Consider the following 22177-nt stretch of genomic DNA (forward strand, 5'->3'; position numbering starts at 1 on the left):
TCGGGCGGCCCCCACATGTATGCTCGTGCTCGCTGTCGCCGCAGGGGAATCCGGTGCGAATCCGGAACTGTCCCGCAACGGTGTGTTCGGTGTGCTTTTGCGCACCCGGGAGTCCGAAGACCTGCCGACAGTGCGTCCGGCTCGACCGAACCGGATGCCAGACGTCCGGGCCTCGCGGAGGGCCGGTGGACGCCGTGCGCAGCGCCGCCCTTCCCCGGGCATCGCCCTGCCCGGCTCCCCGCTCCCGCCGGCCCCGAGCCGAGCGAGGGATAGCCCCAGTGACCATCGCGCCAGCCGATCCGGTTTCAGTGGCCGATTCAGCCGAGTCCACGCACGCCACGACCGACGGGCCCGGGACCGCACTGCTGCGGACCCTGACCGACCTCACCGTCGATCTGCCCGACACCGACCCCGGTCGCGTCGCCGCCGCCGCGCTGCGCGGCCGTAACGCCCGGTCGGACGAGGCCGAGCTGCGCTCGCTGGCCACGGAGGCCGCCGCGGGGCTGATCTCCGAGGACCCCGCCTACTCCCGGCTCGCGGCCAGGCTGCTGACCCGCATCATCGCGGACGAGGCGGCCGGCCAGGGCGCGGTCTCCTTCTCCGCCTCGGTCGCCGTCGGGCACCGCGAGGGCCTGATCGCGGACCGTACCGCCGAGTTCGTCGCGCTGCACGCGGCCGCCCTCGACACGCTGGTGGAGCGTTCGCTCGCCGACCGCGCCGACGACCGCTTCGGTTACTTCGGGCTGCGGACCCTGCACAGCCGCTATCTGCTGCGCCACCCGCTCACCCGCCAGGTCATCGAGACGCCCCAGCACTTCATGCTGCGCGTCGCGGCCGGGCTCGCCGAGGACGACTCGAAGCGCGCCCTGGACGAAGTCGCGGCGCTGTACGGCCTGATGAGCCGGCTCGACTATCTGCCGTCCTCGCCGACTCTGTTCAACTCCGGCACCCGGCACCCGCAGATGTCCTCCTGCTATCTGCTGGACTCCCCGCTCGACGAGCTCGACTCGATCTACGACCGCTACCACCAGGTGGCGCGGCTCTCGAAGCACGCGGGCGGCATCGGGCTCTCGTACTCCCGCATCCGAGCCCGCGGTTCGCTGATCCGTGGCACCAACGGGCACTCCAACGGCATCGTGCCGTTCCTGAAGACGCTCGACGCCTCCGTCGCCGCCGTCAACCAGGGCGGCCGGCGCAAGGGCGCCGCCGCCGTCTACCTGGAGACCTGGCACGCGGACATCGAGGAGTTCCTGGAGCTGCGCGACAACACGGGTGAGGACCAGCGGCGTACGCACAACCTCAACCTGGCGCACTGGATCCCGGACGAGTTCATGCGCCGGGTCGACGCGGACGGCGACTGGTCGCTGTTCTCGCCCGCCGATGTGCCCGAGCTGGTCGACCTGTGGGGCGACGAGTTCGACGCCGCGTACCGGAACGCCGAGGCCAAGGGGCTGGCCCGCAAGTCGATGCCGGCCCGTGAGCTGTACGGCCGGATGATGCGTACCCTCGCGCAGACCGGTCAGGGCTGGATGACGTTCAAGGACGCCTCCAACCGGACCGCGAACCAGACCGCCGAGCCGGGCCGCGTCGTCCACTCGTCGAATCTGTGCACCGAGATCCTCGAAGTCACCGATGACGGCGAGACGGCGGTCTGCAACCTGGGTTCGGTCAACCTCGGCGCGTTCGTCGCCGACGGGACCATCGACTGGGAGCGGCTGGACGCCACCGTCCGCACTGCCGTGACCTTCCTCGACCGGGTCGTCGACATCAACTTCTACCCGACCGAGCAGGCCGGCCGCTCCAACGCGAAGTGGCGCCCCGTCGGCCTGGGTGCCATGGGTCTCCAGGACGTCTTCTTCCAGCTGCGGCTGCCGTTCGACTCCCCCGAGGCCCGCGCGCTCTCCACGAAGATCTCCGAGCGGATCATGCTCGCGGCGTACGAGGCGTCCTGCGAGCTCGCCGAGCGCTCCGGCCCGCTGCCCGCCTGGTCCCAGACGCGTGCCGCGCGCGGTGTGCTGCACCCCGACCACTACGACACCGAGCTGAACTGGCCGGAGCGCTGGGACGCGCTGCGCGCCCGGATCGCGAAGACCGGGATGCGCAACTCGCTGCTGCTCGCCATCGCGCCGACGGCGACGATCGCCTCGATCGCGGGCGTGTACGAGTGCATCGAGCCGCAGGTCTCCAACCTCTTCAAGCGCGAGACGCTCAGCGGTGAGTTCCTCCAGGTCAACGCGTATCTGGTGGATGAGCTGAAGCAGCTCGGCGTGTGGGACGCGCGGACCCGTGAGGCGCTGCGCGAGGCGAGCGGTTCCGTGCAGGGCTTCGCCTGGATCCCGGAGGATGTGCGGGCGCTGTACCGCACGGCGTGGGAGATCCCGCAGCGCGGTCTGATCGACATGGCGGCGGCCCGTACGCCGTTCCTCGACCAGAGCCAGTCGCTGAACCTGTTCCTGGAGACGCCGACGATCGGCAAGCTCTCCTCGATGTACGCGTACGCCTGGAAGCAGGGGCTGAAGACGACGTACTACCTGCGCTCGCGCCCGGCGACCCGGATCGCCCGTGCGGCCTCCGGACAGGCAGCGGCCGCCGCCCCCATTCCCGTGCAGCAGGCATCGGCTCCCGACGCGGACGCGATCGCCTGCTCCCTCGAAAACCCCGAGTCCTGCGAGGCCTGCCAGTAATGAGCTCCACCAACTCCGACAAGAACCTGCTCGACCCGGGCTTCGAACTCACCCTGCGGCCCATGCGCTACCCGGACTTCTACGAGCGCTACCGCGACGCGATCAAGAACACCTGGACGGTGGAGGAGGTCGACCTCCACTCCGACGTCGCCGACCTCGCCAAGCTGTCCCCCGGCGAGCAGCACATGATCGGCCGGCTCGTCGCGTTCTTCGCGACGGGTGACTCGATCGTCTCCAACAACCTCGTGCTGACGCTGTACAAGCACATCAACTCCCCCGAGGCGCGGCTGTATCTGTCGCGGCAGCTCTTCGAGGAGGCCGTGCACGTCCAGTTCTATCTGACGCTGCTGGACACGTATCTGCCCGATCCGGACGACCGCGCGGCGGCGTTCGACGCGGTCGAGGAGATTCCGTCCATCCGTGAGAAGGCGCAGTTCTGCTTCAAGTGGATGGATTCGGTCGAGAAGATCGAGCGCCTGGAGACGAAGGCCGACCGCCGTCGCTTCCTGCTGAATCTGATCTGCTTCGCGGCGTGCATCGAGGGGCTGTTCTTCTACGGCGCGTTCGCGTACGTGTACTGGTTCCGCTCGCGGGGTCTGCTGCACGGTCTCGCCACGGGCACCAACTGGGTGTTCCGTGACGAGACGATGCACATGAACTTCGCGTTCGAGGTCGTGGACACCGTCCGCAAGGAGGAGCCGGACCTCTTCGACGACGAGCTCCAGCAGCAGGTCATCGACATGCTGAAGGAGGCCGTCGAGGCGGAGCTGCAGTTCGGCCGCGATCTGTGCGGCGAGGGTCTGCCGGGCATGAACACCGAGTCCATGCGCCAGTACCTGGAGTGCGTGGCCGACCAGCGGCTCACCCGGCTGGGCTTCCCGACGGTCTACGGCTCCGAGAACCCGTTCTCGTTCATGGAGCTGCAGGGCGTGCAGGAGCTGACGAACTTCTTCGAGCGCCGGCCGTCCGCCTACCAGGTGGCGGTGGAGGGCTCGGTCGCCTTCGACGACGACTTCTAGATCCTGGCCCAGCTTCTGAGGTGGGGGCGCCGCGTGGCCGTGATCGGCTGCGCGGCGTCCGCCGTTTCCGGGGGCGCGTCCCCCCGCTCCCGTTCCGCCTCCCGCAGCTCGCGGTCGATGCGGCGCTCCCGGGCGAGCCCGAGCAGGGTGGGCAGCAGGACGAGAGCGAAAAGTACGGCTATGCCCAGGACGTTCGGGAATGTGTTCATGGCTCTACTCTCGTCCGTGCGGACGAATTCCGGCAGTGGCAGGACTGTCATAGAGCATCGAATTACTGCCACACTGGCTCCATGCTGAACAATGTCGCCGCCCTGCTGCTCGACGAGGTCCACCCCTTCGAACTGGGCGTGCTGTGCGAGGTCTTCGGCCTCGACCGCAGCGACGAGGGCCTGCCGGTCCACGATTTCGCCGTGGTCTCCGCCGAGGGCCCGGTGCTGCAGACCCATGCCGGGTTCACCATCAGTACGCCGCACGGCCTCGACCGTCTGGACGAGGCCGACCTCATCGCCGTGCCGGCCGGCAGCCACTTCATGCAGCGGGACTACCCCGAAGAGGTCCTCGACGCCCTGCGCCGGGCCGTGGACCGGGGCGCACGCGTACTGAGCGTCTGCTCCGGCGCGTACGTGCTCGGCGCGGCCGGACTGCTGGACGGCCGCCGCTGCACCACCCACTGGCGCCACGCCTCGGAACTGGCCCGTCGCTTTCCCCGGGCCGTCGTCGAACCCGATGTGCTGTACGTGGACGAGGGCCCGGTCATCACCTCGGCGGGCACGGCGGCCGGGATCGACGCCTGTCTACATCTGGTCCGGCAGGCGTACGGCCCCGATGTCGCCAACGCGATCGCCCGCCGCATGGTGGTGCCGCCGCACCGGGACGGCGGGCAGGCGCAGTACATCAAGCGGCCGCTGCCCCGCACCCGGTGCGACACGGTCGGCGAGGCGCTGGTCTGGATGGAGCGCCACCTCGACCAGGAGATGACCGTCGAACAGCTCGCCGTACAGGCGCACATGTCGCCGCGCACCTTCGCCCGTCGCTTCCAGCAGGAGACGGGCACCACTCCGTACCGCTGGCTGCTCCGCCAGCGAGTGCTGCTGGCGCAGCATCTGCTGGAGACGTCCGATGAAACGGTGGACACGATCGCCGGGCGCACCGGCTTCGGGACCGCCGCCGCGCTGCGCCATCAGTTCGTACGATCGTTGAGCACCACGCCGAATGCATACCGCCGCACCTTCCGCGGTCCGGGCGCCATGTCCGAAGTTGCTTGACCTGTCACAGATCTGACCTCCGATCATTCGTCCAATCGTCCGCCGCATCTGTCCATGGACCGCGGCCCCCGTGACCCAAGAGGGTCGGGCGCATGGACATGCGGATGGCAAGACGAAGGACCATCGGGGCCGTGGTGGCTGCGCTCGCCGCCGCACTGCTGCCCTGGCAGAGCGCCGCAGCCGAGGACGCCCCCGCAGCCGCGTCCCCGCCCGGGGTGCTGCCCACGCTGCGTGAATGGCAGGGAAGTCAGGGCGAGTTCACGCTGACCGATCGGGCGCGGATCGTGCTGGACGGGGCGCGTGACGGCCGCACGGCCGCCGATGCGCGCCGCTTCGCCGGTGAGCTGCGGGGGAGGGCGTCGGTGTCGCAGGGCCGGGTATCGGCCCGTTCCGGTGACATCGTGCTGCGCCGGGATCCGTCTCTGAAGGGCGCGTTGGGCGCGGAGGGCTACCGGCTCGATGTCGGCGACCGGGTCACCGTCACCGCCGCGACCTCCACCGGCGTCTTCTACGGTTCCCGGACCGTCCTCCAGCTGCTGAACGACGACGGGCGGGCGGCGCGGGGCTCGGCGACCGATGTGCCTGCGTACCGTGAGCGCGGGGTCGGGGTGTGCGCCTGCTACATCAATGTCTCGATCCCGTGGTTCGAGCGGCTGATGAAGGACATGGCGTCGCAGAAGCTCAATCAGCTGTGGATCGAGGCCAAGGTCAGGAGCGACACCGACCCGGCATCCGCGTTCTGGGGCTACTACACCAAGCCGCAGGTCCGCTCCCTGGTCGCGATGGCGAAGAAGTACCACATCGAGCTGGTGCCGGAGATCAACTCCCCCGGCCACATGGACCCGTATCTGGAGAACCACCCGGAGCTCCAGCTCAAGGACAAGAACGGCGTCGCTTCCCCGCCCCGGCTCGACATCTCGCGGCCCGAGGCGCTGACGTACTACACCTCGATGGTCGACGAGGCGCTGAAGGTGTGGGACACCCGCGCCTGGCACATGGGCGCCGACGAGTACATGATCGGCTCCTCGTACCCGGACTACCCGCAGCTTCAGACCGCCGCGACGGCGAAGTTCGGCGCGAGCGCGACCCCCGACGATCTTTTCGTCGACTTCATCAACCAGGTCGACAAGCATGTGAGGGCCGAAGGCCGGTCGCTGCGGATCTGGAACGACGGCCTGGCAGGCAAGAACGGCGTCGTCCCGCTGAACCGTGGCATCACCGTCGAGCACTGGCTGAGCGGCGGCACCATCCAGAAGCCGTCCGCGCTGCTCGCCGAGGGCCGACCGGTCATGAACTCGGCGTACGCGCTCTACCTGGTGCGCGGCGGCTACACGACACAGACGCAGCAGCTCTACGAGAGCGATTGGACGCCCCTGCGCTTCGAGGGCGAGACGCTGCCCGCCGCGGCCGCGAACCTCACCGGCGCGAAGATCAGCCTGTGGCCGGACAACGCGACGGCCGAGACGGAGAACGAGGTGGAGGCGAAGACCTTCATGCCGCTGCGCTTCCTGGCGCAGGCCACCTGGGGCGGCCCGAAGCCGAGCCCGACGTACGCCGGTTTCGAGGCGCTGGCCCGGAAGACCGGTCACGCACCGGGCTGGTCGAACACCGACCGCACCCCGCTCGCCGACGGTACGTACCGGCTGACCACGGGCGACAGGGCGCTCGCCCCCGGGGCGGACGCGGGCGTCTCCCTCGTCCGCGGCAGCGCTGCCTCCTGGGCACTGACTGCGACCGCCGACGGCTACTACACGGTGCGGTCCACGGAGACCGGCCAGTGCCTGGACGCGGTGCGCGGCAAGAAGTACCTGGGCGCTCCGCTGGAGGTGGGGGCCGAACTCTCGCTCGGGGCCTGCTCGGCGACGGTGCGTACCCAGCGCTGGCAGCTGGACACCGGGGCGGGTGCGCTGACCCTGCGCAACGCGATTTCGCAGCTCCATCTGACGGAGCGGGCTTCGGACGGCGCCGCGGTCCAGACGACGGGCGCGACGCGGCTGACGGCGAAGACCGCCTGACGCGGCGCACGGAAGGGCCCCCTGCGCCGGTTCGGACGGACCGGCGTACGGGGCCCTCGTGTGTCAGATGCCGCAGTTCGGCGCCGACCAGAAGTGGCTGGGGCCCTGGTTGACGTGGACGTGGTCGCCGTGGTCCGGGTAGCCCGGGCCGAGAATCCCGTTGAAGCCGTGGTTGCGGGCCTCCTTGGCGAGGGTGCACAGGGCGTGCGGACCGGCGCCGAGGTCGGCTGCGTCCCCGTACAGATGACGGCTGTTGGACGCACCGCCGACCGCACTGTTGCAGGAGGTGGAGCGGAAGCCACTGGTGATCCGGATCGGCTGGTCACCGAGTGCGTGCCGCAGCGCCTCCAGCTTCCACATGGTGCTCAGGGCGCCGGCCTTCGCCGTGCCCGCCGCGACGGCACCACCCGCCCAGGTCGTATTGCACTGGTTGTGCTCGGCGTACGTGAAGTGGACCGGGGTGCAGTCGTTGTCCTGGAGCTCATAGATCTTGGCCTGGGTGGCCGGGCCCGCGATGCCGTCGGCGGCGAGGCCGTAGGCGGCCTGGAACCGCTTGACGGCGGCGGTGGTGGCCGGTCCGTAGGAGCCGTCGACGGCGAGCACGGAGTTGTAGCCGGGGTAGCCGGCCACCCGTATCTGGAGCTGGACGACGTCGTTGCCGGTGGCGCCGGGGGACAGTGTGCGGGTCCAGGTGTAGCAGCCGTCGGCCTGTGCGGTGCCGGCGGTGACCACGGCCCCGCCCAAGGCGAAAGCCATGGCCATGACAAGACCGAGCAGGAGTCGTGCGGTGCGTCCGAGCATGAGGGGGCTCCCTACCGCGACGGAGATGGGGTGAGAGAGCTTGTCGGACGAGTCGACGCGCGTCAACTGCATGTGAACAAACGGCAGTTGACGATCCGCAGAGTGGTGGAGAACCGGCGGACCCGGTCGCCCTCGTAAGGGAGACCGGCTCCGCCCGGTGGCCATCGGATGCTCAGTCGTTCGGCACGATCTCGTAGCGCGGCGTGTTCTCCGCCATCTGCCGCAGCGCGTCCTTGCGGTCCCGCTTCGAGAGCCGGTCGATGTACAGGTAGCCGTACAGGTGGTCCGTCTCGTGCTGGAGGCAGCGCGCGAAGTAACCGTCGCCGCGGACCTTGATCGGGTTGCCCTTGGCGTCCTGTCCGCGCACCACCGCGTAGTCCGGGCGGGCCAGCGAGGCGTACGCCGTCGGGACGGAGAGGCAGCCCTCGTTGGAGTCGTCCAGGATCCGGTCCTCGGGCGCCAGCTCCTCCAGCACCGGGTTGCAGACGGCGCCCACGTGCCGCACACCCTCGTCGTCCGGGCAGTCGTAGACGAAGACCTTCAGGTCCACGCCGATCTGGTTGGCGGCCAGGCCCACGCCCTCCGCCGTCTTCTGGCTGGCGAACATGTCGTCGATCAACCGGGCCAGCTCGTCGCCGAACTCGGTGACGTCCTTGCACTCCTTGTGCAGCACCGGGTTGCCCACGACCGTGATCGGACGGGAGGTGCCGCGCTCGCGATATGCCGCCTCGCGCGCCTCACAGTCCTCGGTGTCCACGACAAAACCTTCGTCGTCGACGCTGATCTGCTCGTCCGTCTCCTGCTGCGCCATGTCCGCCGTACGCCTTCCTCAAAACCCGAATCGATGCCCGTACAGCCTAACGGCCGGGCCGCGGACGCACGGCTCAGCAGACTTCTTCGAGATCCCGCCACTCACGGCTGTCCGGGCCGTCCGCCACCCAGCCGTCCAGCAGGCCGCGCACGAGCCCGGCCGGTGCCGCTATCCCGCACTCGCGCTCGGGCACCCACAGCTCACCGGCGGTGCGGTGCCCCAGCGGGCCCGGATGCCCCGGCTCGCTGTGGTCGTGCGGGTCCAGGTGCTCGCCGTCGCCCTCGTCGCTCTCCATCCGGCTCTCCGAGCAGGCCCGGCAGAGCAGCCGCACGGAGGACGACCAGTCCTCGGCGGCGAACCCGGCGTCGGACGCCAGCTGCTCCAGGGCGTCCCGGTCCTCCTCGGTGGCCGCTTCGAGCAGCACGACCCAGGTGGGTACGGGGGACGGCGCCCACAGCTCGATCTCGTCGAAGACGGGGTACGAGGGGCCGGCCGAGGTGACCCGCTCGCCGTGCGGCACGCCGTCGTGCAGGACGACCTCGCCCCAGCGGCGGCCGGACGACGGCAGCGGGATGGACAGCACTTCCATCCGGGCCGGATCGAGCCTGCGGCCCCAGACGACCTCGGCCTCGCCCTCCGGCGACAGCCGTACCGCGGCACTGCCCAGCTCCATGCCGACCGGCTCGCTGTTGGCCGCCGAGGTGTGCTGGCCCGCGCCCGGCACCTTCAGGCCGTACGCCTGCCAGGCGCGGCGCGCCAGCGGCCAGTCCTGAAGTGCGGTGGCGGCGATCCCGACGTTCCACCAGTCGGGAGCGCCGGATTCCTTGTCGAGCAGCGCGACGGCCCTCAGGCCGGCGGCTCTCGCCTGTTCCCAGTCATGCCGGAATTTGTGCAGCAGCGCCAGGTTGAACCACGACTCGGAGAGCCAGGGTTCCAGGTCCGCCGCACGTGTCAGCAGTGCGCCCGCGTCCTCGTACCGGCCGTCGCCGATCAGCGTGAACGCGCGGTCCGTGGCCTGCCGCCAAGAGGCGGAGGGCCGATGCCGTACCTTCCCGAAGATCCTCACGATTCCCGCCTGTCCCGACTGGACACCCTCGTTTTCCGCTCTTCTTCGCATCCAACCATGCCAGGCCGGACACCCGCTCATTACCCATGGGTTACCCAGGTGGGACGGGGGTCAGACCGCCCCGGGCCAGGACCCTGGCCAGTGATTCCACGACCTCGGGCTGATAGTCGTGACCGGTACCGAGCCTGAGTTGTTCCAGCGCACCCAGCGGCCCGATGAGACTTTCCCCGGAGAGGTCGTCGTATGCGTTGACGGCCCTGACGATCCTGGCGGACAACGGCTGCTCTCGGTAGGGGTCGGCCTGCCGCTCCACCACGACGGCGACCTCGGTGTCCACCCCGGTCTGCCGGACCACGGCCCCGCCGAGCAGCGCGATGCGGCGCTGCTCGGCGGCGGGCAGGGTGGCTGTCGCCCCGTCCGGGACCGGGTCGACGAGGGAGAGCTGGCCGATGTCGTGCATCAGGGCCGCGTACTCCAGCACGGTCAGCTCGCTCCCGGAGAGCCCGAGCTCACGGCCGACGGCCGTGCAGAGCACGGCGACCCTGCGGGCATGCCCGTGCGGGGTGTATCCGGCGATCTCGGTGGACCGGGCGAGCGAGGTGATCGTCTGCCGGTAGGTGGTGCGCACGGCGACGAACCGGCGGAACGAGACCTGGGTCAGCAGCAGCGGTACGCACAGGACGGGCAGCGCCCACAGCCCGGCGACGGCGACCCCGAGGGCCATCACGACCCCGGTCGCGCAGACCGCCGACCCGATGCCGGTCAGGGCGCGCAGCTCGTCGCGGAGCACCGGCCCGTACGGGTAGCCGGTGCGCGAGCGCAGCAGCAGGGCGGCGAGCACGGCGTCGCACAGGGCGGTCAGGACGAGGAACAGGAGCATGAAGAGCACGTAGTACGGGCCTTCGCCGAACCAGTCCGCGGCGCGGCCGGAGTTGTACAGCGGCTGGAAGCACACGGCGGCGAAGGTGACGGTCAGGATGCGGCGGGCCACCCGGTCGGGTGCGGGTCCGCTGCCGCGCGCCACATGGGGCACACAGGCGACGAGCTGTGCCGCGACGAGTACGGCGATCACCTGGAGGACACCGTGGGTGGTGGGTGTGCCGCCGCTGCGGCCGAGGAGGGCGTACGCGAGTGCTCCGGCGGCTCCGAGCGGCGCGGGCTCGCGCTCGCCGGGCAGCGCGCCCCAGCGGGCCAGTTCACCGACGGTGATGAGCACCCCGAAGGCGAGGGCGTGTCCGGGTTCGTGGACACCGTCCCAGAGGGTGTGGCCGAGCCCGGCGACGGCGAGCACCACGGCGGCGCCGCGGACGGCGAGGACGACGGGGGGCAGCCGCGTCCCGACCCGGGTCATCGGCGGCGGTCCGCGGACGACTGCGGAGCGGGGGTGACATGATCAGGCCCGTCGGGTGCCTCCTCAGGCCCGTCGGCGGGTGCCTCCTCAGGCCCGTCCGGCGATTGAGGACGGACCGCCCCCCGGACGGCCCCGGCACCCCCGCCCGCCGTCCCCTCCCTGCGCGGCCGCGGAATCGCTTCGTCCGCCGTCACCACCACCGTTGCGGCCGACCACCCGTGCCGGTCCACCGCCTGCACCAGCGCCCGCACCATCTGCGGATCGAACTGTGTGCCCGCGCACCGCTTCAGCTCCTCCAGCGCCGCGGGCACCGGTCTCCCCCGCCGGTAGGACCGGGTCGACGTCATCGCGTCGAAGGCGTCCGCCACCGCGACGACCCGTGCGAACTCGGGGATCTCCCGCCCGCTGAGCCCGTACGGGTAGCCGCTGCCGTCGAGCCGTTCGTGGTGGTGCAGGATCGCGGCCCGTGCCTCGCCGAGGAAGCCGATGCCGCGGACGATCTCGTGCCCGTACTCCGGATGCAGTTCGATCACCCGCCGCTCCTGAGGGGTGAGCGGTCCGTCCTTGCGAAGCACCCGGGTAGGCACGCCGAGCTTGCCGACGTCGTGCAGGATGCCGGCGAACCGGAGGACCTCCAGCCGGCCCTGGTCCATGCCCAGTTCGCGGGCGATGAGGACGGAGGCCTGCCCGACCCGTTCGCTGTGACCGCGGGTGTACGTGTCCTTGATGTCGACGGCCTGCACCAGTGCCCTGATGGTGGCGCGGTGGGCGGCGTGCTCACGGTGGTACTGGGCGAAGACCCAGCAGGAGATGTACATCGGCAGCAGGACGATGAGCGCGGACAGCGGCCCGTACGGACCGCGCCACAGGACGGCCATCATCAGCCCGGCGAGTCCGTGCACCAGATGCGGTCCCAGCGAGCGGGACAGCAGTCCGCTCCAGGCACGCCGGACGGGCAGCCGTTCGGCCGCGACCAGGATGGAGCCGTCCAGAGCGGTCAGGACGAGGCTGAAGGCCAGGGCGGCGGCGCAGGCGGGCAGCAGGGCGTACGGGAGGTCGGGGAGCCGGTCGCGGCCACTGCCGGTGCCGCCGAGCGTGGCAGCGCCGCCGAGCAGACCGTGGACGGACGAGGCCGCCCAGACGGTGAGGGCGAGCTGCGCGGTCCGCCAGATACGCCGTGCGGTGGCGGGCGGGGTCTCCACCCGGCCGACGAGCGATCCGGGGATCGCGACCAGGGCGGCCGCGGCGGGCGGCAGCAGGAAGGCGGCGGCGAGCAGCAGCGGAAAGAACGATCCGGCGCTGATCGGCACGGAGCTGCCGAAGAAGGGGCAGCGCCCGGGGAGTTCACAGACCAGATAGAGCCCGGTGAGCAGTGCGACGGTGGCCCACGGGGTCCCGGCGCCCGTTCCCAGCGCGGGGAGCACACATAACAGGGCGCCGACCGCGGCCGCCAGAATGTACGCGCGCGCCGCCCCGCGTGTGGCTCTCACCCGCCCCACCCGCCCCCCAACATGGTCAATGAAGGCGCCAGGCTAGCGAGTTGTGTGTCCCGTCGAGCGTCAATAAGCCCGATTAGCACATTCGGGTGAAGTGCGCGGGACGCGGGTGATAGGGGGCGCGGCTACGACTGACGGCCGCCGGGCGTCACTCCTTGGCGGCGGTCGGCTGACCGCTCTCCGACGCCGTCACGTCCTGCTCGGGCACCGCCTGCCCCGAGCGGATCAGATCGATCCGGCCCATCACCTTGGAGCGCAGATCGGTCGGCACGTCGTCCTGGCCGCAGCAGCGCTTCACCAGCTTCTTCACGGCCTGTTCCAGGCCGTACTTCTCCAGGCACGGGGAGCACTCCTCGAAGTGCACCTCGAACTTGGTGCAGTCGCTGTCGGGCATCTCATGGTCGAGAAACTCGTAGAGATGATCGAGGACCTCTGAGCAGTCCGTCTCGTGCGGCTCTCCGCAGCTCATGAGCCCGAGCCTTTCCGATCGTCCGACTCACCGGCACCGGCCGGGACGAGCCCGCGCTCACGGGCGTAGTCCTCCAGCATGCCGCGCAGTTGGCGGCGGCCCCGGTGCAGTCGGGACATCACCGTACCGATGGGAGTCCCCATGATGTCCGCGATCTCCTTGTAGGCAAAGCCCTCTACATCGGCGAGATACACGGCAATGCGGAACTCTTCGGGGATCGCCTGCAGAGCGGACTTCACATCCGAGTCGGGCAGGTGGTCGAGAGCCTGCGACTCCGCGGAGCGCAGACCGGTCGACATGTGCGACTCGGCGCGCGCCAGCTGCCAGTCCTCGATCTCCTCGGCGGCGCTGCGCTGCGGCTCGCGCTGCTTCTTGCGGTACGAGTTGATGAACGTGTTGGTGAGGATGCGGTACATCCACGCCTTGAGGTTGGTGCCCTCACGGAACTGGTGGAAGGAGCCGTACGCCTTGGCATACGTCTCCTGGACCAGGTCCTCGGCGTCTGCGGGGTTGCGCGTCATGCGCAGCGCGGCCGAGTACATCTGGTCGAGGAAACCGAGAGCGTCCCGCTCGAAGCGCGCATTGCGCTCGGCGGTCGTCTCCTGTGCGCGGCCGTCGTCGGTCCCTGTGTCGGTCCCAGTGACCGGACCCACCTCCTCCAACGCTGTGGCGGAGCCGAAACCGGACCCGCTCGAATCGGAGAATAGTCGACCTTGCTTCGAGACGGGCTGTCGATCCGATCCGCTCAGTGCCCGCTCGGGAGTGGTCTTGGCCGCATGCAGCACCGTCCACTCCAGGTCAGCGGCGTTCGAGCGGCGCGGGCAGATGGTCGAACCCATGCGACGGACTCCCTCTCCACATACGACGTTGATGTACCGATGTCACCGACAACAGTGGCCCCTCGCTCAACATTCCCGGGGGTGTGCCCGGGCTGCTGCCGTGGGTGTGACCGGCTCCACCGGCAGGGGGGCGTACATCAGGGGCGTACGTCATACGAGGGTGGACAGCCACGCGGTCACGGCAGCGGTCAGGATCTCCATCGTCTGATCCTCGGTCAGGCCGGCCTTCTTCGGTACGGCGAACCCGTGGTCGCCGTACGGCACCTCGGCGATCTCGTACTCCCCCGGAGGGAATTCGGCGGGCCGCCCGAACGGGTCATTGCCGCCCTGTACGACGAGGGTGGGTACGCCGGACCCGAGGAGCTCGTCCTTGCGGGACTTCTCCGGCTTTCCCGGCGGGTGCAGCGGAAAGCTGAGTGCGAGGACGGCGTGGGCGCCGAGCTCCGTCGCCGTACGGCAGGCCACCCGGGCCCCGGCGCTGCGCCCTCCCGCGACGACGGGCAGCCCCGCGGCGGTGAGCGCCGGCCACAGGCCCCGCCATCCGGTGTCCAGGGTCTTCGGGGCGGGCGCGAGTTTCTTTCCGGCAACCCGCCACGGCTGCTCCACCAGGGCGACGGTCACCCCGTGGGCGGGCAGTGCGGCAGCCAGGGCCCGGAGGTCACGGGCCTCGATGCCGCCGCCCGCGCCATGGCTGACGGCGAGCACCAGGCGGGCGTTCTTCGCGTTCTTCGCGGGCACCCAGGTGATCCTGGCCGGCCCGGCATCCGTGTCGACCGTCTCGGCCCTGCGGCCCGTCTCTGCAGTACTCACGCGCCCCATCCTGCCCGGTCGCAAGAGGTTCAGAAGAGCGTGCTCGCTTCCGGCGCGGCCAGCTCCTCCAGCAGCTCGGGACCGTTGTTGCGGACGTTGCTGACGGCCGTGGCCACCGGATAGGCCCGCATCAGCCCGCCGGGCGGCGGTACGAGCAGCCCCTTCAGCTCCTCGATGCCGGTGCGCGACGGGTCGAGCCAGGCGTCCCACCGGTCCGGGGTCAGCATCAGCGGCATCCGGGGGTGGATCTCGGCGAGCGTGGCCGGGCCCTCGGCGGGGGCGACGGCGAGCGGGGTGGTCTCCGCCTCGGTCGTGATCACCGAGCAGGTCACCCACCAGGCCATCGGGTGATCGTCCGGCAGGGTCCGGTCGCGCCAGAACTCGTACAGCCCGGCCATCGCGAAGACCGATCCGTCGGCGGGTGTCACGAAGTAGGGCTGCTTGCGCGGCCGCTTCTTCTTCCCCTTCTCCTCCAGCTGCCGCTCATCCGTGCCGGTGACCCACTCGTAGTAGCCGTCGGCGGGCAGGATGCAGCGCCGGGAGACGAAGGGGCGACGGAAGGACGGCTTCTCGTGAACGGTCTCCGCGCGGGCGTTGATCATGCGCGCGGCACCCTCGGGGGACTTCGCCCAGGACGGTACGAGCCCCCATTTCAGGACGCGCAACTGGCGAACCGGACGCTGGTCGTCTGCGTCTTTCACAGGACGTTCCAGTACGGCGTAGACCTCCTTGGTCGGCGCCACGTTCCAATCGGGCGCCAGAGCCTGTGCCGGTTCCCACTTCTCGACCTTGAAGAGTCCGGTCAGATCCTCGGGCCGCCGACTCGCTGCATACCGTCCGCACATAAGTGCCAGACTGCCACGACCGTCACGACGGCAGGACGCCGATACCGCAAGGAGCCGCCCGCACCATGGACAGCACCGATCTGGGCAATCTGTGGGACCGCGTCTTCGGCACCCAGCCCGCACCCGAGCAGTGGCTGGTGGTGGTGACCGGCACGCTCGCGCTGATCGCCGTCGTACCGAACCCGATATGGCGGCTGACCCGCAACGCGATCACCATCGCGCACGAGGGCGGGCACGGACTGATCGCGCTGCTCACCGGACGGCAGCTGTCCGGCATCCGGCTGCACTCGGACACCAGCGGGCTGACGGTCAGCCGCGGCAAGCCGACCGGCATCGGGATGATCCTGACCGCGGCGGCCGGCTACACCGCCGCGCCGCTGCTGGGCCTGGGCGGGGCGTGGCTGCTGGTCGACGGCAGGATCACACTGTTGCTGTGGCTGGCCACCGCGCTGCTCGCGGTGATGCTGGTGATGATCCGCAATGTGTACGGGGCACTGACGGTGATCTTCACCGGGTCGGCCTTCCTGCTGGTGTCCTGGCTCGCCTCGCCCGCCGTGCAGTCGCTGTTCGCATACACCGTGGTGTGGTTCCTGCTGCTCGGCGGCGTACGCCCGGCCTTCGAGCTCCAGTCGAAGCGGCGGCACGGCGGTGCGCCGGACTCGGACGCGGACCAGCTGTCGCGGCTGACGGACGTACCGGCCGCGCTCTGGCTGTTCCTCTTCCACGCGGTGTCGCTCTGCTCACTGATCGGCGGCGGGCGCTGGCTGCTGGGCATGTGAGGGCCACTGCCGCCCGGCGCCACCTACCATGCTCACGTTACGCCCCCGTTTCGTCTCATTTGATCGAGATTCGGGTTTGCGGTGAGCCACTAAAGTGAGGTTCATGACCGAAAGTGCCGTGCACCCCGCCCTCTGGCCCGCCCCCCGAGCGAGCGGCGCCGTCGACGCGACCGTCACCGTGCCCGGATCGAAATCGGTCACCAATCGCGCGCTCGTCCTCGCCGCTCTCGCCGCCGAGCCCGGCTGGCTGCGCCGCCCGCTGCGCTCCCGCGACACCCTGCTGATGGCCGAGGCGCTGCGCGCGATGGGCGTCGGCATCGAGGAGACGGTGTCGTCCAGCTCCTCCGTCGCGGGCGGCCCGGACGGCTCCGGCGAGGCCTGGCGGATCATCCCGGCCGGGCTGCACGGCCCCACCACGATCGACGTCGGCAATGCCGGAACGGTCATGCGCTTCCTGCCGCCGGTCGCGGCCCTCGCCGACGGCCCGATCCGCTTCGACGGCGACCCCCGTTCGTACGAGCGCCCGCTGAACGGCGTGATCGACGCGCTGCGGGTGCTGGGCGCCCGGATCGACGACGACGGGCGCGGCTCGCTGCCGATGACCGTGCACGGCGGCGGTGCGCTGGACGGCGGACCGGTGGCGATCGATGCCTCCTCGTCCTCCCAGTTCGTCTCGGCGCTGCTGCTGTCGGCGCCGCGCTACAACCAGGGGGTGGAGGTGCGTCACACCGGCGCCAGGCTCCCCTCCATGCCGCACATCCGGATGACCGTCGACATGCTGCGGGCCGTCGGCGCCCAGGTCGACGAGCCGGAGACGGGCGGCGAGCCGAACGTCTGGCGGGTCTCCCCCTCCGCCCTGCTCGGCCGCGATCTGACCGTCGAGCCCGACCTCTCCAACGCCCAGCCGTTCCTCGCCGCCGCGCTGGTCACCGGCGGCCGGGTCACCATCCCCGACTGGCCCGAGCGCACCACCCAGCCCGGTGACGCCCTGCGGGAGATCTTCACCGCGATGGGCGGCAGCTGCGAGCTGACCGAGCACGGCCTCACGTTCACCGGTTCGGGCCGGATCCACGGCATCGACGTCGACCTCGGTGAGGTCGGTGAGCTCACCCCGGGCATCGCGGCGGTCGCGGCCCTCGCCGACGGCCCGTCCACCCTGAGCGGTGTCGCCCATCTGCGGCTGCACGAGACGGACCGGCTGGCCGCGCTCACCAAGGAGATCAACGAGCTCGGCGGCCGGGTCACCGAGACCGCCGACGGGCTGCACATCGAGCCGCGCCCGCTGCACGGCGGTACCTTCCATACGTACGACGACCACCGGATGGCAACCGCGGGGTCGATCATTGGCCTTGCCGTCCCCGGAGTGGAGATCGAGAACGTGGCGACAACCGCCAAGACCCTGCCGGACTTCCCGCAGATGTGGACCGGAATGCTCGGGGCCTGAGACATGCGCCGCTACGGCAAGAACCCCGACGAGGACGACATCCGGTTCCGCCCCAACCCGAAGGGCAACCGGCCTCGTACACATACCCGCCCGAAGCACGAGGACGCCGAGGAGGGGATGGTCCTCACCGTCGACCGCGGCCGTCTCACCTGTCTCGTCGACGGCCGTACGGTCATGGCGATGAAGGCCCGTGAGCTGGGCCGGAAGGCCGCCGTGGTGGGTGACACCGTCTCCATCGTCGGCGATCTGACCGGCGCCAAGGACACCCTCGCCCGCATCGTCCGCATCGGTGAGCGCCGCTCGGTGCTGCGCCGGACCGCGGACGACGACGATCCGTTCGAGCGGGTGGTCGTCGCCAACGCCGACCAGCTGGCGATCGTCACCGCACTGGCCGATCCGGAACCCCGCCCGCGGATGATCGACCGCTGTCTGGTCGCCGCGTACGACGGCGGGCTCTCTCCGCTCCTGGTGCTGACCAAGTCCGATCTGGCCTCCCCGGACAAGCTGCTGGAGGCGTACATCCCGCTGGGCGTCCCGTACATCGTCACCAACCGCGAGGAGCTGGAGAACGGCGACGCGGCCGAGCGCGTCCGCGAGCAGCTGCACGACCGGGTCACCGCCTTCGTGGGGCACTCCGGTGTCGGGAAGACGACGCTGGTCAACGCACTCGTGCCGAAGGACCGGCGGCGTACCACCGGGGTCGTCAACGCGGTCACCGGCCGTGGCCGGCACACCACCACATCGGCGCTGGCGCTCCCCCTGCCCGACTACCGCGGCTGGGTGATCGACACCCCCGGTGTGCGCTCCTTCGGGCTCCACCACATCGACCCGTCCCGGGTGATCCACGCGTTCCCGGACCTGGAACCCGGCACCGAGGGCTGCCCCCGCGGCTGCACCCACGACAGCCACGAACCGGAATGCGCCCTGGACGCCTGGGTGGCGGACGGTCACGCGGATCCGGCGCGGCTGGAATCGCTGCGGCGGCTGATGTCCACCCGGGAACGACGCGAAGGCGACTGACCCGGGCACGTTTGCGATCTGCTGACGCCGGTAAGTGCATAATCACGCCCAGCGAGGCAAGGCGGTCACCGACGTGGGAGGGCACTGACGATGGAGTGGCTGCTGGTCGTGGTCGCAGGACTTCTGGAGACCGGCTTCGCCGTCTGTCTGAAACTCTCGCACGGTTTCACCCGGCTCTGGCCGACCGTCGCGTTCTGCGTCTTCGCCCTCGGCAGCTTCGGTCTGCTGACGATGTCGCTGAAGAAACTCGACGTGGGGCCCGCCTACGCCGTGTGGACGGGCATCGGCGCGGCGGGCACCGCGATCTACGGCATGGTCTTCCTCGACGACGTGGTCTCCACCCTCAAGCTGATCTCGATCTCCCTGGTGATCGTCGGAGTGATCGGGCTGCAGCTCTCGGGCTCGTCCCACTGACCGAGCCTCGCGCTCACACCTCGGCAGCCGTTCGCGGGAAGTGGCAGGCGGCGGTGTGACCGGGGCCCGCGCCGACCGGCACCTCGCTCTCGCACCGCCCCCGCTCCTGGTCGCCCAGCTCCGCATAGACGGGGCAGCGCGACCGGAAACGGCAGCCCTCGTACTGCCGCGTCGGGCTCGGCGGGTCGCCCGCCAGCAGAATCCTGGTGCGCCGGCGCTCACGCTCCGGGTCGGGCAGCGGGACGGCCGAGAGCAGCGCCTGGGTGTACGGGTGCCTGGGTCGCTCGAAGACCTCTTCGGCGGTGCCCGTCTCGACCGTACGGCCTAGGTAGACGACGCTCACCCGGTCCGCGATATGCCGTACCACCGACAGATCGTGCGAGACGAAGAGATAGGCGAGGCCCAGCTCCGCCTTCAGCCGTTGCAGCAGATTGAGCACCCCGGCCTGTACGGAGACGTCCAGCGCGGAGACCGGCTCGTCCAGCACCAGCAGTTCCGGTTCGACGGAGAGCGCGCGGGCGATACCGATGCGCTGGCGCTGCCCGCCGGAGAACTCGTGCGGGAAGCGGGTGGCGTGGGCCAGCTCCAGGCCGACCCGGGTCAGCAGTTCGGGGATCCGCCGGGCCACGGTCGCCCGGTCCGCGCCCTGGGCGCGCAGCGGTTCGGCGATGATGTCGCCGACCGGCATGCGGGGGTCGAGGCTGGCCATCGGGTCCTGGAAGACGATCTGGACGCGGCTGCGCAGCGCCTTGCGGTCGGCCTTGGTCAGCGTGGCGAAGGAGCGCCCGAACAGCTCGATGTCGCCGCCCTCGGGCCGGGCGAGGTTCAGCAGCTGGAAGAGCGTGGTGGACTTGCCGGATCCCGACTCCCCGACGAGGGCGAGTGTCTGACCGGCCCGGATGTCCAGGTCGACGCCGTCCACGGCGCGGATGGAGCCGACGCGTCGTTTGAACGCGGTGCCCTTGAGGACGGGGAAGGTCTTGGTGAGCCCGGTGACGTGCAGGACCGGGTCGCCGGGCCGGCTTGTGCGTTCCGGGATCGCGGGGACGGGGAAGACCTCGGCCGGGGTGAGACCGCGCTCGGCGATCTCGTCGGAGCGTACGCAGGCGGCGAGATGGTCCGAGGCGGACGCGGCGGGTCCGGTGTCAGCCGTGGAGGCCGTCAGCCCGGGCTCCGCCGCCGTGCAGCGCTCCTCGGCCAGCGGGCAGCGCGGGGCGAAGGCGCAGCCCTTGGGCAGCCGGCCCGCCGCGGGCGGTGCGCCCGGGATCGGTACGAGGACTTCGGACGGGCCGTCGATCCGGGGCACGGCGCCGATCAGCCCGAGGGTGTACGGCATCCGGGGCCGCCGGAAGAGCGCGGGCGCCGGTGCGGTCTCGACGACCCGGCCCGCGTACATCACCGCGACCCGGTCGGCCGCTCCGGCGATCACCCCGAGGTCGTGGCTGACCAGCAACAGCGCGGCGCCGGTCTCCCGTTGGGCGGTGCGCAGGACGTCCAGGACCTGGGCCTGGACGGTGACGTCCAGGGCGGTGGTCGGTTCGTCGGCGATGATCACGTCGGGGTCGTTGGCGATGGCCATGGCGATCATGGCGCGCTGCCGCATGCCGCCGGAGAACTCGTGGGGGAACGCCTGGGCCCTGGTCCGGGGTTCGGGGATACCGACGAGGTCCAGCAGACCGACGGCGTCGGCGCGGGCCTTTTCGCGGGTGACGTCGCGGTGGGTGCGGATGGCCTCGGCGATCTGGTCGCCGATCCGGTACACGGGGGTGAAGGCGGAAAGCGGGTCCTGGAAGACCATGCCGATGCGGCTGCCGCGTACGGAGGACAGCACCCGGTCCGTGGCGCCGACGAGTTCGGTGGCCGGCTCCTTGTCGCGCCCGGCGAGGCGGACCGATCCCCGTACCCCCGCATTGGCGGGCAGCAGCCCCAGCACGGCCAGCGCGGTCGCGGACTTGCCCGAGCCGGACTCCCCCACCAGGCCGAGCACTTCGCCCCGGCGCAGGGTGAGGTCGACGCCCCGGACGGCCGGCACACCGTCGAAGTCGACGGCGAGGGAGGACACCTCCAGTACGACGTCGCTGCTCATCGTCCCGACTCCTCTGCGTCTTGCTGAACTGTGGTGGTGCGGCCGTGTCCACTGGTCGGGTCGAGGGCGTCGCGCAGTCCGTCGCCGGCCAGATTCACCGCCAGTACGAAGACAATGAGGAGCGCGGCGGGGAAGAAGAACATCCATGGATAGGTCACCGCGGCGCCGGTCGTCGACGCGATGAGCGTGCCGAGCGAGACATCGGGCGCCTGGACGCCGAAGCCGAAGTACGACAGTGCCGTCTCGCTCATCACGGCGCCGCCGACCGCGATGGTCGCGTCGATGATGAGGAAGGAGGCGACGTTCGGCAGGATGTGCCGCCAGATGACGCGGAAGGGTCCGACGCCCATGTACCGGGCGGCCTGCACGAATTCGCGTTCCTTGAGGGAGAGCGTCATCGAGCGCACCACCCGTGCGGTGATCATCCAGCCGAAGACGGCGAGGAGTCCGACGAAGGCGAACCAGCCGCCGTCGCGCAGCCGGGGCGAGATGATGGCAATGATCAGGAAGGCCGGGAAGACCAGCAGCAGATCGACGCCGAACATGAGTATCCGGTCCGTCCAGCCGCCGAAGTATCCGGCGCAGGCGCCGACCAGTGAGGCGAGGACGGTCGAGAAGAACGCCACCAGCAGCCCGATCAGCAGCGACTTCTGGAGTCCGCGGACCGTCTGGGCGAAGACGTCCTGGCCGATGCGGTTGGTCCCCCACCAGTGCTGTCCGCTCGGCCCTTCGCGCAGTGCGCCGTAGTCGATGTGGCTGTAGTCCCAGTGGCTGATCAGCGGCCCGGCGAAGGCGAGCAGGAAGAGCAGCAGCAGGATCGTTCCTCCGGCGAGCGCGCCGCGGTTGCCGACGAAGCGGCGGAGCACCACACCGGCGCGGCCGACCGGGCGCGGCGGCGCGGCCCCTGCGGCGGCGTCGGCAGCGGTCTCGATGACGGTGGTCATGACAGTCATACTCCTCGGG

20 protein-coding genes and 1 riboswitch are annotated in these 22177 nt (G+C 70.5%); of the genes, 8 read left to right on the forward strand and 12 right to left on the reverse strand.

Annotated elements, in window-relative coordinates; all coding sequences use genetic code 11:
- The first annotated feature begins 6 nt into the window (after nucleotides 1-6).
- A riboswitch (cobalamin riboswitch) is annotated at nucleotides 7-144 on the forward strand.
- Between the two features lie 134 nt (nucleotides 145-278).
- Complete coding sequence (locus ACGFU7_RS12090) at nucleotides 279-2684, forward strand: ribonucleoside-diphosphate reductase subunit alpha (RefSeq protein ID WP_393694763.1); 2406 nt, start codon at nucleotides 279-281, stop codon at nucleotides 2682-2684.
- On the forward strand, nucleotides 2684-3703 hold the full coding sequence (locus tag ACGFU7_RS12095) for a ribonucleotide-diphosphate reductase subunit beta (RefSeq protein WP_393694765.1): 1020 nt from the start codon (nucleotides 2684-2686) through the stop codon (nucleotides 3701-3703). Before ACGFU7_RS12090 ends, ACGFU7_RS12095 begins: the two co-directional genes overlap by 1 nt.
- Here the strand turns inward: ACGFU7_RS12095 and ACGFU7_RS12100 are convergent.
- Nucleotides 3700-3912 (reverse strand): hypothetical protein, encoded by a 213-nt coding sequence (locus tag ACGFU7_RS12100; protein ID WP_393694767.1) that lies wholly within the window; start codon nucleotides 3910-3912, stop codon nucleotides 3700-3702. The genes ACGFU7_RS12095 and ACGFU7_RS12100 overlap by 4 nt on opposite strands.
- Before the next feature lie 81 nt (nucleotides 3913-3993).
- Between ACGFU7_RS12100 and ACGFU7_RS12105 the strand changes: the two genes are divergently transcribed.
- Nucleotides 3994-4968, forward strand: a complete 975-nt coding sequence (locus ACGFU7_RS12105; protein WP_393694769.1) for a GlxA family transcriptional regulator — start codon at nucleotides 3994-3996, stop codon at nucleotides 4966-4968.
- A 98-nt stretch (nucleotides 4969-5066) separates the two neighbouring features.
- Complete coding sequence (locus ACGFU7_RS12110; RefSeq protein WP_393694927.1) at nucleotides 5067-6983, forward strand: family 20 glycosylhydrolase; 1917 nt, start codon at nucleotides 5067-5069, stop codon at nucleotides 6981-6983.
- 63 nt (nucleotides 6984-7046) lie between these two features.
- Here the strand turns inward: ACGFU7_RS12110 and ACGFU7_RS12115 are convergent, their stop codons facing one another.
- The 9 genes from ACGFU7_RS12115 to ACGFU7_RS12155 form a co-directional block, all read right to left on the reverse strand.
- A complete protein-coding gene (locus ACGFU7_RS12115; protein ID WP_393694771.1) occupies nucleotides 7047-7784 on the reverse strand; it encodes a D-Ala-D-Ala carboxypeptidase family metallohydrolase in 738 nt (245 codons plus the stop codon).
- A gap of 172 nt (nucleotides 7785-7956) precedes the next feature.
- Nucleotides 7957-8595 carry a peptide deformylase gene (gene def, locus ACGFU7_RS12120; RefSeq protein ID WP_393694773.1) on the reverse strand — a complete coding sequence of 213 codons (639 nt, stop codon included), beginning with the start codon at nucleotides 8593-8595 and terminating at the stop codon, nucleotides 7957-7959.
- Between the two features lie 73 nt (nucleotides 8596-8668).
- A complete protein-coding gene (locus ACGFU7_RS12125; RefSeq protein ID WP_393694775.1) occupies nucleotides 8669-9661 on the reverse strand; it encodes a tetratricopeptide repeat protein in 993 nt (330 codons plus the stop codon).
- Nucleotides 9662-9752: 91 nt separating this feature from the next.
- On the reverse strand, nucleotides 9753-11012 hold the full coding sequence (locus ACGFU7_RS12130) for an HD-GYP domain-containing protein (RefSeq protein WP_393694777.1): 1260 nt from the start codon (nucleotides 11010-11012) through the stop codon (nucleotides 9753-9755).
- On the reverse strand, nucleotides 11009-12502 hold the full coding sequence (locus tag ACGFU7_RS12135; RefSeq protein WP_393694779.1) for an HD-GYP domain-containing protein: 1494 nt from the start codon (nucleotides 12500-12502) through the stop codon (nucleotides 11009-11011). The genes ACGFU7_RS12130 and ACGFU7_RS12135 overlap by 4 nt, the downstream gene beginning before the upstream one ends.
- A 154-nt stretch (nucleotides 12503-12656) precedes the next feature.
- Entirely contained in the window at nucleotides 12657-12977 is a 321-nt protein-coding gene (gene rsrA / locus ACGFU7_RS12140; RefSeq protein WP_393694781.1) for a mycothiol system anti-sigma-R factor, read from the reverse strand.
- Entirely contained in the window at nucleotides 12974-13630 is a 657-nt protein-coding gene (locus ACGFU7_RS12145) for a sigma-70 family RNA polymerase sigma factor (protein ID WP_189273941.1), read from the reverse strand. The genes rsrA and ACGFU7_RS12145 overlap by 4 nt, the downstream gene beginning before the upstream one ends.
- A 336-nt stretch (nucleotides 13631-13966) precedes the next feature.
- Nucleotides 13967-14626, reverse strand: coding sequence for an alpha/beta family hydrolase (locus tag ACGFU7_RS12150; protein WP_393694783.1), 660 nt, complete (start codon nucleotides 14624-14626; stop codon nucleotides 13967-13969).
- Between the two features lie 29 nt (nucleotides 14627-14655).
- Nucleotides 14656-15471: an SOS response-associated peptidase gene (locus tag ACGFU7_RS12155; RefSeq protein WP_393694785.1), complete on the reverse strand. Its 816-nt coding sequence runs from the start codon at nucleotides 15469-15471 to the stop codon at nucleotides 14656-14658.
- 65 nt (nucleotides 15472-15536) lie between these two features.
- Between ACGFU7_RS12155 and ACGFU7_RS12160 the strand changes: the two genes are divergently transcribed.
- From ACGFU7_RS12160 to ACGFU7_RS12175, 4 genes are all read left to right on the forward strand, one after another.
- Nucleotides 15537-16250, forward strand: a complete 714-nt coding sequence (locus tag ACGFU7_RS12160; RefSeq protein ID WP_393694787.1) for a M50 family metallopeptidase — start codon at nucleotides 15537-15539, stop codon at nucleotides 16248-16250.
- A gap of 103 nt (nucleotides 16251-16353) precedes the next feature.
- Entirely contained in the window at nucleotides 16354-17694 is a 1341-nt protein-coding gene (gene aroA / locus ACGFU7_RS12165; protein WP_393694789.1) for a 3-phosphoshikimate 1-carboxyvinyltransferase, read from the forward strand.
- A 3-nt stretch (nucleotides 17695-17697) separates the two neighbouring features.
- Nucleotides 17698-18714, forward strand: coding sequence for a ribosome small subunit-dependent GTPase A (gene rsgA / locus ACGFU7_RS12170; RefSeq protein ID WP_393694791.1), 1017 nt, complete (start codon nucleotides 17698-17700; stop codon nucleotides 18712-18714).
- Between the two features lie 90 nt (nucleotides 18715-18804).
- On the forward strand, nucleotides 18805-19128 hold the full coding sequence (locus ACGFU7_RS12175; RefSeq protein WP_393694793.1) for a DMT family transporter: 324 nt from the start codon (nucleotides 18805-18807) through the stop codon (nucleotides 19126-19128).
- A 13-nt stretch (nucleotides 19129-19141) separates the two neighbouring features.
- On the opposite strand, the gene ACGFU7_RS12180 is transcribed toward ACGFU7_RS12175, so the two are convergent.
- Together ACGFU7_RS12180 and ACGFU7_RS12185 are read right to left on the reverse strand one after the other, a co-directional pair.
- Nucleotides 19142-21214 (reverse strand): dipeptide ABC transporter ATP-binding protein, encoded by a 2073-nt coding sequence (locus tag ACGFU7_RS12180; protein WP_393694794.1) that lies wholly within the window; start codon nucleotides 21212-21214, stop codon nucleotides 19142-19144.
- A complete protein-coding gene (locus ACGFU7_RS12185) occupies nucleotides 21211-22158 on the reverse strand; it encodes an ABC transporter permease (RefSeq protein ID WP_393694795.1) in 948 nt (315 codons plus the stop codon). Before ACGFU7_RS12185 ends, ACGFU7_RS12180 begins: the two co-directional genes overlap by 4 nt.
- Nucleotides 22159-22177: the final 19 nt, after the last annotated feature.

The sequence above is a fragment of the Streptomyces sp. NPDC048473 genome (genome assembly GCF_043200155.1).
Taxonomy (GTDB): Bacteria; Actinomycetota; Actinomycetes; order Streptomycetales; family Streptomycetaceae; genus Streptomyces.